Here is a 13287-nt window from a genome sequence, read left to right as displayed (position 1 = left end):
GACAAGAGGCACATCCTCGCCCGTCATATATCAACTGAGCATTAGCTATCAAGTCGAAAGCAGATTGAAGAATGTAACCATGTTCATAGGCCCGGACCCGGCGGGCGACTGGGGCGCGAGCGGGGAGTTCTATGGCCGGGTCTCGAAGCTCTCCAGCCATATATTGGTCGACAGGATGAATGATGCGCTGAAGGAGCAATATATCAGCTCAACCGACTCCATACCGCTCAGGTTCACTTCCGAGACTACGGGAAGAGTTCTCATGGACAATATCTCGGTCAAATACCTCATTCTGGCGCTCCGGGGGGACGCAATAACAAATGCCACAAGTGAGGGAATCAGGTTCGAGGACACGAGGGCCTGCATGGCCGGCGTGAGCTTTGAGGAGGTCTCATCTCCAAAAGTGGAGCTCGAGAACAGCAACATCACCTCCGTGGGCTGCGCCCTGCTCAGCGGGGAGGTCAGCGTGGACTCCACCTCAATCATTCATATGAGGAACTATCTCGAGGTGAATTTAAAAGACAGGAGCGGAAGCTTTATTAGCGGCGGGAGCGCAATAATAAAGGAGGACGGCGGGCTGGAAGTGCTCAACAGGACCCTTGATTCGGGCCATGCGCTGATTCAGGCCAGGTACTGCACGAAGGGCAGCTCGGGGGCCGTCAATCACACGCCGCACAATATAACTGCACAAAAGCTAAACATAACGAAATCCGAAGAAAGAACGATGAACCAGAGCCAGCTCGTCTATTTCGAGTTCCCGAGGCTGGACCTGATGCTGATACACCTCGACGTGTCCGACGATTATCCGCTGGTCAGCAGCACAATCTGCATAAACGCTACCATCTACAATGATGGATACGAAAGCGCCAGCTCAGCATTCAACATCAGTTTCTATCTGAATAACACAGAGAGCGAGACGTTGATAGAGAACCTGACAGTGGGCGGGCTGGGTGCATGGGGCGAAACGGGCCTTCTGGGAGTCAATGCGACTTTAAACGAGACCGGATATCACTATATCGTCGTTAAAATTGATTCGAGCGAAAATATCACCGAGGACAGTGAGACCAATAATATCGTCTATCACCAGATACTGGTATGTGACGAGAGGAAGGAGGACTGGAGCGTCAGCACGGAGACGGAATATGACGGTATGGCTGTAGTTGCCGATAGCCTTTCCATTTCATCGCGCCTGACCTTCGACAACGGAATTCTGGAGGTGGTCGAGGGAGATATTGTGATTTCCTCCGAGGGCGCCCTGGAGACATACAATACAACAATAACGGGAAATGATGTAGAGGTGGAGGGCTGTTTGGATATCAAAGTTACTTATCTGAACATCACCGGCAATCTCTCGTTAAATGGAGATATAAGCGCCGACAACGTCACCGTCCAGGTCAACAGCGACTGGACGGGCGAGCATGAAATATCGCTGGAGCAGGGCTCCACGGCCGTAATCAACAACACGCTCTTCTTCTCCGGCGTGGAGAATAGTTACTTCGATATCGAAGTCCTCGGTACCGCAACAATCACCAACGCTACATTTGCCTATTTGAACAATGGGTTGATAATAAATTCTCCGAACGTGGAAATCTCAGACATCGGAATTCACTACTGCAATGAGTACGGGATGCAGATAATCTCATCCGATATATCAATCACAGACTCAATCATCATCAACAACAATGGCGCTGACATCAGGATTGAGGGGTCCAATGTCGTCATGACGGACTGCGACTTCAACCGCTCGAAGGTGGATGTTGTTGACGGAACACTGAGCGCCCGGGGGAATATGGTCTTCCGTGTCATTGACGAGGGGTCGGAGAATGTTCCGGACGCCCAGGTTCTTGTGAAGGACCTCGAGCAGAGCCAGATTTACTCGGGAACCACAGACGCAAGCGGCATTGTGACAATAGAGGGCAAGATATTCGAAATGGAGGGCGCAGGAGGTGAGACAGGAACATTCTTCAAGACACCCTACACAATCATTGTAAAAAAGGATGGCCTCTCGAATGTTTCGAAGCTGAGGAACATCGGTCCGGATATGGCGTGCGAGGAGCATGTGATCATGCTCAGAAATGAGAGCGAGTGGGACCATGTCTGGATGACCGATTTCAGGATGAGGGTTCCGGAGGGGATTGCTGGAGCTTTCTCTTCGGGCGTGTATCAGGATGGGATGAGCTTCTGCGCGCACATAATCAATGAGGAGGAGGGGGCAATAGAGGTCCTGCTAAGGAGCTATGACCAGGTCTCAATGGAGAATGATAATGACGATTTGTTTTATGATGCTTATATATACGACGAAAATGGAAATTCGATGGGGGGCCCATGGTCCGGGTATGGTCAGCTGGAAGTCGAATCCTCGCCGCTTCTAGCGGGTCATTATGATTTCATCTGGAAATACTACAATGATGCAGATGGAAGCGGGATTTATATAAATGCGAGTGAATTTAAAATCGTATTTGTATCATCAGATGCAATCAATATTAATGTTAATGTAATTCAATTTCCAAAAGAAGGTCAATACCCTATTAATATCAGTTATAATTGTGATATCAATAGAGCTATTTATTTAAGAGGATATATTGGCTCATTTGACAATGATATTAATGTACAATATAGCCATCTCTCCAATGTAAAATTATTTAATAATACATATGCAGAAATTAAAACCGATAATGGTAATTATATTTATGCGAATAGTCAGTTTGGATATTATTTAGGGGACGAAAATGAATTAAAAAATATAAATTTTTATTTAAATATTGAGTCATCATCTTATTTAAAAACAATTTTTAATATTTATTTATCGTATATGGGATGGCAGAATCCAAAAGTAAACGATTTAAATTGTAATGGCATTTCGGATTGGTATGATAGTGAAATATACGGCTCTGGGACCGGAGGAAGAGATGACAGCCTTTATTATAATCCAAATCTACTTTATATAAAATATCAATCTTCCTTTAATACAGAACTATATAAATGCTGGATTAAAGGGGATAATAACGAGCTAATAGCTACACCAATTTATGGTGCTGTAATTAGACGTGGTGAGCGTATAAATAATAACGATATAAAAGATATTAAATTTTATATATATTCAAATGGGTATTATCCTTATTCCACAGTGTTATGGTATTCAAATCCATACAAGACAAAATTCCACCCGGACGGCCCAAGACCAATATTCATTGGTCCAGATGGTACAATAGATACTTATTATAGTATTAATACAATACATTATCTAAATCAAAACGGTGAGCAAAGAACAAAATGGGAAATTACAATAAGCAAATCACATTGTATTGGTACAGTTTATTTTACAATCTACTATACCGAAACCTTTTATTCTTCTGATGGAGAATATCCAAAACTAAAAATTCATTTTCATCCTATAGTTGCTGTTTTTCCAATAAATTTAATTTTTGAATTCCCGAAATATGTAGAGAATACAAATTATGATTATTCTAGTTTAACAGAGGAAGGATTAAAATGTTATAATTACAACTATGATAACATATCATATAAATACTTCACTGAATCTATGTATTGTGATGGTTATGAAGAGAATATAAAATTCCGTGTTGAAGAACATAAGACAAATTTCCCAAATTATCCAACCTATAAGTTAAACCAATTAGAAGTAATTGTTTTTTCTATCGCTAGCAAAATTTCTATCGGTTCAATTAATTCTCATAATGCTGCAAAATATATAACAAATTTTGTTGATTACATAATGAGATATAAAACGTCTGGAAGTGCACCTACTAAAGATATTAAATACATTTTTGAACATTATCATGTACAATATGCAATAACTGAAGAAGATATTGATAATGCTATATCGGGAAAAGAAGAAAAAAAATCAAAGGACCAATTCGAGGGTGAATGCGGGGATTATGCTAATATGGCATGTTCATTATTAAGGTCGCTCGGTGTACCTTCGCGTACGGTCGTTGGAACATGGACTTCTGTAGGTGATTATCATGTATGGGTAGAATATTGGGGACCAACTAATACAGGAGAATATGCGTGGTTTGTTCTAGATCCGACAGAACTACCTAATAAGAATGTTGTTGGTATCTCAACTAGAAATTATTACATATATGGACCTCCTGATGCTGATGGAGCTTTTACGTTTTCATCATATTGGTTACCAAATGGAGAGAGAGTCATTTCGTCTTCTAATGGTAACACTATTGAAGACTTTGATAATGACAAAGACCTTATAATACTAAATTCATTTTATTAATGTGGAAATTATGAATTTAAAAAAAATTATAAGTTTAATTATTATTCTTTGGCTCTTTTTAATTACTTTTAAAGTAAATGATTCTTTTTCGATCGCTCAAAATAGTGACCTTAATAATTATATAATAATAAGCGGGAAAGAATATTTTCAGCCATATGTTTTTGAATATCACTTAGGAGGAAACGAAATATATTTAGGTTTTTTATGGGTTAAGAGTCTTTCAAACGGGAATGAACAGATATGCTTCAAATTCTTTGATGGAATTATTTTTTCAAAAGAATATCAAGTTACTGAGAGCAAAGTCAGGGGAACCTATTATAGCCCTCGAGCTTGTCAGTGTTTCGATATCATTTATATTACGTGGTTAGAGAAATTAAATGACTCTTTTACTATTCTACTACGACCCATGTCTTTGAATCTCACCTTGGAAGAAACATTAATCATTTCAAACGATGTCATTCAAGAAAATATTGATTTGAAAATTATTAATTATAATAATAAAATCTATGTTTCATGGAATTGTCAAGACAAAGATGAGCCTTACGATATTTATCCCATTCTTAATTTAATAATATATGATCCTTTATTAAATAATTTATCTCAACCCATACCGATTTTCTTGGAACAATTTCCATACTCAAGATGTCCTTTATCTTCTACTCTTTATTATTTTTTTATATGGAATAATAAATTAAATATAGGTTTCAAACTTTGGTATAAGCTTGGAGTTGAACCAGGATATCCTTTTTATTTAATAGAAATAAACCAATCAAATCAATCCGGTTCTTTAATTATCAACATATCAGAATCATCTAATAATATATTGGATATCATCTATACATATAATTGGGTTAACATTATTGATATTGTTAATTTAAGAATGGAATCAATAGTAATAACTACCTCTGATAATACATTGTTTGTTAATTCTCCAGGACCTCAGTATCAATTTAAATATCCAAAATATAGAGATGAATGGATTATAAAAGAATATAATATCCAGAAAAATATATTAAACAATATAACAATAATAAATAATACTCAAAATATTACTAAATCGAAAATTTATCATTGGAATAATAATCTACATATAATTTATATTGATAATAGTTCATCAAGCAATGAAAGAATAAATTATTTCTTACTAAAAAATAATGAAATTATCAATAAAGCAACCATTGCCGAAAACAATTGGTTCGATTATGATATAGACCCTATTACAAGGGAATCAAAGTGTTTCATTTCTCTAAATGCTATCAAGAATTATAAATTTAAAATGCTATGGTGTATATGGTTAAGTACAAATTCCCAAAAAGATTTTTATAATCTTCAAATGAAAATAGTCGATTCAACTCAAAATTTAATTTCGACAATTGGAGTATCTAAAAATCCTGTATTTACATATGAAACCATTTCATTTTTTTCATTAAATTATTGGAATTTCGATATTAAATATTTATATGATTTTGGTGATGGGGCTAAATCAGGCTGGATTAATGAGTCAATTATAAAACATCATTATTTTAATGATGGAATATATCGAGCGGGATTAAAAATAAAAAATGAATTAGATATGGAAAGTGATTGGAGCTATATAGAGATAGTCGTTTTAAACCGTCCACCAATGATAAACAATACCATAAATAAAAATATAATATTGACTTTTGAAGACTTAAATCTCTCGTCAGAATATGCGTATGATCTCGATGGAAAAGTAATGGGAGTTTGCTGGGAATTCGGCGACGGTAATTATAGTAAATTATATTACACGGTATATAATTATTCCAAATCCGGCATCTACACCATCCGCTTCACCGCCTGGGACGACGACGGCGCGTCCAATTCGACTGAGTTTAAAATCTATGTCATAAACCGCGGCCCGCTGGCCAACTTCAATACATCCCTCACCACCGCCACCGTTCTCGACGACATCGCCTTCACGCCCGAGGTCTTCGACATGGACGGGACGATAGTACAGTATTTCTGGGACTTCGGCGATGGCCAGACCAGCAGCGAGCCGAACCCAATCTACCGCTACAGGATAAAAGGCACCTTTCAAATCACCCTCTATGTAATCGACGATAACAGCGCAATGAGCAATATTGCAAGAAAGCAGATAATCATTGAAAACATCCCGCCGCAGGGGGCGATAAATGTCTCCTCCATGTCCCCCCTCACCTTCGAGAAAATCAACTTAACCGCCACGGGGAGGGACGTGGATGGCTCTGTCAAGCTCTTTATCTGGGACTTCGGCGATGGAACCACTGCGGTGGGCGAAAACGTGAGCCACGAGTACAGGGACGACGGGACCTATGAAGTAAAACTGAGGGTCATAGATGATGATTTTGATGAGAATGTGACCAACATAACGATAAATGTGCGGAACAGAGGCCCTGTGATTGGGCTCAAATACGAACAAAAGCTCATGGCCGACGAGAGAGCATTTCTCGACGCCTCAGGCTCCTTCGACCCCGACGGCCGCATCGTTGCCGTGAGCTGGCTGATTAAAAATAAGACCATCAACGGCACCGTTGTCAACTATACTTTTACGAAGCCGGGCAAATATCTGGTCAAGGTGGCGGTGCGCGATGACGACGGCGCGCTGGCCGAGAAGAGCTTCAAGATAACCGTGCGGGCGGTTGAAATCTCTCGCGAGACCTTCCTTTTCTGGATGTGGTCTGTCCTGATTGTCGCCACAGTCATTCTGGCCCTGTTATGGAGGAGGCATGGGAGGGGATAAATTGGGAGGGGGCGGGCCAAGCGCACCGCCTTGTCGGAGGCTCCTAGACGTACGAGCCGACCTTTTCAGCTCAGCGGAGCTCCTCCGATTTCACCTATAAGGTGCGGCCCGATCTCCACCCGGACACAGTACATATCCGCCAGAGGGCGTACGAGCCGGATGAACTCTGGCAAATCGATAAAATCCTTCGCGGAGTATGAAATCATTTCGGCGCGGGCGAGCTTGAAAACAAAGAAAATCTCGCTCTCGCACCCCGCGCATCTCATCCCGTTGGGTTTCATGGAGTGGAGCCTCTCTTTCTTTATCCCGGGCATATGCTCTTCATATACTTTATCCATCTCGTCGAGGAGGGCCAGCATCATTTCCCGCAACGGGCAGATCAATATTTTCCAGAGGGTTCTGAAAAAAATGAACTCGTCAGGAGTATCGAATTCATGGGGCCAGGTTCCGGGCTGGAGAATCCCGCGCTCGAAAAGGCAGGCCCCGTGCCTTCCTGAGACGCCGCTCGGGCGCGTGAAATTCTCATAGACCATACGCCCGAACTCCCTCTCGCGCTCCTCGAGAGATAATCTGAGCGGTTTGCTGTCCGGCGCAAGACCCCCCGCCGGATCATATTCGTCAATCAATTCCACGTGGTTTTTAAGGGCGATTTCCCTGAACATTTCCGGAATTTCTGGAGGCGCCTTATGGTTTTTAATGGTACTTTTATATACTCGTACCGAAAATGGTGCCCGCTCACAATCACGAGCTGGCCGAGAAGACCATCTGCCTCATGATTCATAATCAATCTGGAGTAACCCGATTTAGAATCCTCTGCCTCTAATGAATTACCAGCACCGGCGGTGTGTATTCTCATCATCGTCCTCAATGCCGTTTGGTTCGTAGGTGCGATGAGCGCGAGATTCATTTCGTTGAAAAACAGGAAATTGTCATCATCATTGAAAACCCAGGCCCCGTCCAGCAGAATGCCTTTCTCGAAGAGGCATTTCCCGTGGCTGAAGAGAATCCTCCTTGAGCGATATACCAGGAACATGACCGAGATGAGACATGACACACCTAATGATTTAATAAACCACTGCGGAACTTTGGAAAGAGCTGGATGACCTGAGAAATCGATAGTAGTGAAAAATATCCCCACCAGTAAACCGGAGGGAACCGGGAGCCATACCAGAGAGAAAAGCATCAAGTTGGGTCTTGTGAAATTCTCAATGAGCAGCTTGCCGTATCTCTCTTCATATTGCTCGAGCCGTGGCCCCATTCACACCCTCGCGCTCGTTATCATCTCCAGAAAAGCCTCCACGCGGGTGCGAATCTGCTCCACGTCCTCTGTGCTGTAGTCGGTCTCGATTGTGAGCATCGGCGTCCCCTTCTCCATCAGGGCCCTCTCTATGTGCCGCGCCTCGATGCTGTATATGTAGCAGCCCATGAGCACGTGGTAGACCACCCCGCTCGCCCTGAACTGCTGCGCGAACTGGAGCAGCCTCTCGACACGCGAGCGGTTCGGGGTGAAGCAGGCGCAGGAGTTCATCAGGTAGCGGTCGGCGAGGCCGAGAAGCATCCCAGTCATCGAGTAGTCCTTCACGTACACCGGGTCCCAGACCACCTTCGCGCCAGTGCATATCTCGTCCGCGACCAGAACGCCTCCCGACTCCTCTATGAGTCTGGGCAGCTTCCAGGTCGGCAGAATCACCGGGCTGCCCGTCAGGAGAATTCTGGGGGCCTTCCTGTCGGCCACCCCCCTCTCCCTCCTCTCGACCTCGTCGCACAGCCTCTCCATCTGCGCCGCCCACCTCGCGGGGTCGTCGTGGAACCAGAGGTTTGTGGCCAGGAGCGCGTCCCTGCCCCATATCGGCACGTCCTCCCTCTTCCGCGCCTCGTATAGCCTCCGAATCAGCGCCCTCCGGCGGTTGGTCAGCTCGATCGCGGCGCGCAACCCCGCCCTCGTGATTCTGTTTCCGGTGAACTGCTCCAGATTCCTCTTCAGCATCGCCAGCTCGTTTGCCCAGAGCTGGCGGGCCTGCGTGGTGAGGGTGGTGTGCGGAACCTCGAGGACCCAGGTCGGCCTGTACTCCGCCAGAACCTCGGCCATCTTCTTCTTCCCATCGCAGGTGGTCGGCGTGATGAGCAGGTCCGCGAGCTGGAAGTGGGGCGACTGGACCATCAGCATCCCCAGCGACGACTTGATCGCGGGGCAGAAGTTCCTGGGAAGGACCTCCTCGGCCGTGGCGATCGGCTCCTGGCAGCCGGAGCAGAGCCTGATGGGCACAGCGCCGGCGGCGATCACAAGCTCCTCGGGCACGAAGTTGCAGAATACGCCGATGAGCTTCTTCCCCTGCTCCTTCAGCGCCCGCAGCTCCTCGACCCTCTTCGTGAAGAGGCCCCGGGCGAGCCCGTAGAAGTACCTCATCCCCTCGAGGCCGGAGCCGGAGCGCTCCATCTCCGAGACCTCCTCCTCAATCCGCCCCGCGACCTCCTGAACCGTGGGGCTGAGTTCAGGCGCGGGGCCGCTCCCCTCGTCCCCGGGCCCCCGCGTCGCTTCCTCCGCGCGTCCCCCTCCCACTTCTCCATTCCCTCCTCCCTCCATCCCGCCGCCCCCCGGCTCGCCGGTCTCCTCCGCCGGCGCTTCCCGGCCCTCCGGAATCTCCCTCTCACCTCCCTCCATCGGAATCACCTCTCCGCCTCGCGGGGCCCCCCGCCCCTCACGAACCTCTTGAGTCTGAGGCGCTCCAGCAGCGCCCAGCCCGCCGCAAGCGCGAGCAAGGCCGCAACAAGCGCGAGCGCCGCGCCCCACGCCCACCGGGGCGCGCCCACGCCAACCGCTCTCGGCGGGGACGACATTGTGTTGTTCATCCAGTCGCTCGCCACTACCCTGAACCTCACCTCGCTCGCCCCCTTGAGGCCTGTCAGTGTCCCCTCGTACAGGCCACCGCCGATATGGAAGAGTTTGGCCCATCTCTCCCTACCACCGTCCACGGAGTACGCCACCTCCACCCGGCTCACGCCCGAGCCGCTCCCGTCGCTCACACGCGCCCTGACCAGCGCCTCGCCCTCCGTCCTGAAGTAGTGGTCGAACTCGATGTCCTCGATGCGCGGCGGCATGAGGTCCTCGAGCGAGACATTGACCTCCGGGCTCCCGCTCAGGTTGTGCTCCGTCACGCTCTCGAGCGACATGTACCTCACCCTTATCGTGCAGCGCTCCAGCTCCTCCGTGCCGCTGGGGCGGACGATGCGCGTCGGCACCGCGAAGCTCCTGGAGCCGTCCTCGCGGGTGGTCGTGGAGACCAGCAGCTCGCCGCCCGGGGAGATCACCTCCACCTCCACGACGGCCGGCCTGCCGTTCACGGTCGCCCTTATCCTCATGGTGTTGAGGATTGTCGCGTTGCCTGAGAGCTCCTGCTGTTCTATGGCCGCGCCCTCGCTCCACACCCGTGCGTCGTCATGCGCCTCGAGCCTCCCCACCTCGGACGCGGTCAGGTAGAGCCGGGCGCGCTCGTGCATGTGGACCAGCCCGAGGCGGGTCCCATTGATGGCAGTCACGCAGCAGTCCCCCCCGAGCCGCATGTGGGGGAACTCGGTCGCGGTGACCGTGGATGCGTCGAGGAGGGCGGAGGCGTTGCCGCCGGCGCTGAGGAACCTGACGGTCGAGCCAATCACCGTGGTCCGGGACTCGGACTGCATGTCCAGGGTCTCGACGGTGCATCGCTCAAAGAGGACGCCGGAGACGCTCTCGATGACCGCGGTGCCCACGGTGCAGTCGCGCAGAATCACCTTGACCGCTCCCGTTCTCTCCTTGACGACCATGCTCGGCACGTTCGACTCGGTGAAGACGCAGAGCGGGTTTATCTCGATGGTGAGACCGCACCTCAGGGACGAGCGCTCAAGGGTGAGTCTGGAGTCCATGTGGGTGTATAGGGTCGCCTCCATGTCTATCGTCGAGGAGAGCGCCTCGACGGTCCCGAAGCTGACGAGCATCTCCGAGCCGAAGAGAAAAATCGGCTCGTCCGTGCCGACGTGCGGTCCCGGAATCTCGCCCTCGCGCGGGTAGCGCAGGGGGCCGTCGGGGCCCTCGCACTCGAAGTGGTAACTGTGGTTGCCCGCGGGGAGGACCGCCTCACACCTGTAAACCACGCCGTCTCGGAAGGTGGTGTCGTCGGGGTCCTCCTGCGTCATGTTGAGGGTCTCGCCGTCTATAACCGCGACGAGCCGCTCCGGGGGCCGCTCCTGCGGGTCGGTGTAGGTTATTCTATAGGTGTAGCTCTCCCCGATTCGCCCGAAGCCAGGACTCACGATACCCTGCATCAGGGTCTCCCGGAGCCTCGAGACCTCGAGCCTGGCGCCCGAGAGCCACATCGAGGCGTCCTCCTCGACTAGGACGAAGCCGCTGGGGGCCAGGTAGAGCTCCTCGATTCTCATCGGCGGCTCCTCGGGGACCCGAATTCTCAGCGTCGAGTTCTCGATGCGCAGGGACGACTTCCCCGAGAGCCAGAGGTCGCCGTTTATTGTGACCGTGGAGCCTTCCGAGATCAACACAGAGGCGTTTTCTTCTAGAATCAAGCTGCCGTTGATGGTGAGCTCCGAAGCCCTGACGATGAGCCTATCGCCGGATGAGAGGGTGCGGTCGCCGCGGTGGTTCGCGGGGGGCAGGTTGCCGGGGCCGTACTCCCTCCCGGAGACATCCGTGGACACGAGAGCCGGGGCGACGAGAGAAGCGGCAATCAGGAGCGCAAGAAGGGCGGCTGCCCCCCTCCTCCCCTCATCTCCCGGCGGCTGTGCTCCCCTTCCCCCGCCAATCGCCGGCGGGCTGGCTGTGGGAGGGGCAGGGGTCTCCTCCAGCTCCCCGGAGGGCGGCCCGGTCTCCCTGAGCGTCCTGAGCCACCACTCCTTGCCACCGCTGTAGACGCTCCTGCCCTGGAAGCTCAGGGAGAGGGCGCGCTCCGGGCATCTGTCCACGCACTCGAGGCAGAAGGTGCACTCGGTGTCGTGGACCCTCGAGTCCACGCGCTCGTCCCTCAGGCGGGTGATGCGCATGGGGCAGGCGGTCACGCAGTAGCCGCAGTCCGTGCACCTCTCCTGGTCCTTCTCTATCGAGAGCGCGCTGACCCTGTTGAACAGCGCGGCCATCGCCCCCGCAGGGCAGAAGTAGCGGCAGAAGAAGCGCGGCATCAGCAGCGCGCCGATGACGAAGCCCGCGAGCACGAAGAGCCTGAGCGCGGCCTCGGGCGTCATCACAAACCTCCCCGCCAGACCGTTAGTGATGAGGTCGTCCGGGAGGAAGTAGCCCGTGATGGGTGCGGGGCAGGCCTCGCAGGGCGTCGCCCCAGACTGGAACAGGGGGAAACCCGAGAGGCCGGAGGCGAGCTCGCCCTTTGCGTCCGGGCTGAGGACGCTGGCTATCCCGATGTTGAGCGCCAGGAGCAGCACGAAGAGCAGGACGGCGTACTTGACGAGCCTGAGGAGCTCGTGCGCCCTCATCGAGGGCTCGACGTCGCCCGCGCCCGCTAGCCCCTTGACGCGTGCGGCTAGGTCCTGGAGGAAGCCTATCGGGCAGGCCCAGCCGCAGAGCGCTCTTCCGACGAGAAGGCCGACGAGCATCAGCACCGCGATCAGGAGCACGGGGGCGAGGAGGAGGTCGGCCCAGTTCCCGCTCAGGCAACGGGATATCGAGCCAAGCGAGCAGAGCGGGACGCCGTATGTGCCCCCGGACATGTGCCTGAAGCGGAGCAGGGGCAGCATGGGCGCGATGATAAGGGAGCCGACCGCGGTCGCGTTCAGGAGGAAGAGGAGGGAGAACTGGGAGGCGCCGCGCGCGTGCCTGCTCACCCACACGGGAAAGGCCCTCTCCATTTCTCTCGAGCGGACGAGATACACCACGAAAACGAGGTGGGCGAGGGCGAGAAGGACGCCCGGAGCGGGATATGTGTAGGTCGCTAGTAGAGCGCCGCTGACCGCGGCCATAATCGAGAATGAGAGCGCGAGGGATCGCGCCCAGTACCTTTTTTTCAGGACGCCCCAACCGGCCCCCAAACCGATCACGCCCATCAGCGAGAAAGAGAGGACGCAGAGGAGGAAGAACATCCAGCCGTCCACATCGAGGAGGGGGTACATCGCGCCCGGGACGACCCTGCCGCGGCCGAGTTGCGTCGCAGCCAGCGCCGCCAGATTGAGGAGGCCCGAGAGGAGCCATCCGGCTCCGGAGGCGATGAGAAAGAGGGAAGAAAGTGAGAGGGCGCGGCTGTCTCTCTTCCCGGGGCCCTTTGCACCTTCCTCCTCAACCCCAGCGGTCAATCGGCCTCAC

The 13287-nt window shown here is 50.8% G+C and carries 6 protein-coding genes; 2 read left to right on the top strand and 4 right to left on the bottom strand.

What is annotated here, in order from left to right; all coding sequences use genetic code 11:
• Positions 1-79: 79 nt before the first annotated feature.
• Entirely contained in the window at positions 80-4252 is a 4173-nt protein-coding gene (locus QW379_08465) for a transglutaminase domain-containing protein (protein MEM2870434.1), read from the top strand.
• 10 nt (positions 4253-4262) lie between these two features.
• Positions 4263-6992, top strand: coding sequence for a PKD domain-containing protein (locus tag QW379_08460; protein ID MEM2870433.1), 2730 nt, complete (start codon positions 4263-4265; stop codon positions 6990-6992).
• 65 nt (positions 6993-7057) lie between these two features.
• Here the strand turns inward: QW379_08460 and QW379_08455 are convergent, their stop codons facing one another.
• Genes QW379_08455 through QW379_08440 form a run of 4 tightly spaced genes read right to left on the bottom strand, consistent with a single transcriptional unit; the run spans position 7058 to position 13277 of the window.
• Positions 7058-7654: a hypothetical protein gene (locus tag QW379_08455; GenBank protein ID MEM2870432.1), complete on the bottom strand. Its 597-nt coding sequence runs from the start codon at positions 7652-7654 to the stop codon at positions 7058-7060.
• A complete protein-coding gene (locus tag QW379_08450) occupies positions 7615-8250 on the bottom strand; it encodes a hypothetical protein (protein MEM2870431.1) in 636 nt (211 codons plus the stop codon). The genes QW379_08455 and QW379_08450 overlap by 40 nt, the downstream gene beginning before the upstream one ends.
• Complete coding sequence (locus QW379_08445; GenBank protein ID MEM2870430.1) at positions 8251-9654, bottom strand: double-cubane-cluster-containing anaerobic reductase; 1404 nt, start codon at positions 9652-9654, stop codon at positions 8251-8253.
• A 5-nt stretch (positions 9655-9659) separates the two neighbouring features.
• Positions 9660-13277 (bottom strand): 4Fe-4S binding protein, encoded by a 3618-nt coding sequence (locus tag QW379_08440; protein ID MEM2870429.1) that lies wholly within the window; start codon positions 13275-13277, stop codon positions 9660-9662.
• Positions 13278-13287 lie beyond the last annotated feature (10 nt).

The organism is Thermoplasmata archaeon (genome assembly GCA_038851035.1).
Taxonomy (GTDB): Archaea; Thermoplasmatota; DTKX01; order VGTL01; family VGTL01; genus JAWCLH01.
This window is presented reverse-complemented; position numbering and strand designations above follow the sequence as displayed.

Bases quoted from the DNA above. Each gene is read 5' to 3' on its own strand.
- QW379_08465 (MEM2870434.1), top strand. From the start codon at position 80: ATGTTCATAGGCCCGGACCCGGCGGGCGACTGGGGCGCGAGCGGGGAG.
- QW379_08460 (MEM2870433.1), top strand. From the start codon at position 4,263: ATGAATTTAAAAAAAATTATAAGTTTAATTATTATTCTTTGGCTCTTT.
- QW379_08455 (MEM2870432.1), bottom strand. From the start codon at position 7,654: ATGTTCAGGGAAATCGCCCTTAAAAACCACGTGGAATTGATTGACGAA.
- QW379_08450 (MEM2870431.1), bottom strand. From the start codon at position 8,250: ATGGGGCCACGGCTCGAGCAATATGAAGAGAGATACGGCAAGCTGCTC.
- QW379_08445 (MEM2870430.1), bottom strand. From the start codon at position 9,654: ATGGAGGGAGGTGAGAGGGAGATTCCGGAGGGCCGGGAAGCGCCGGCG.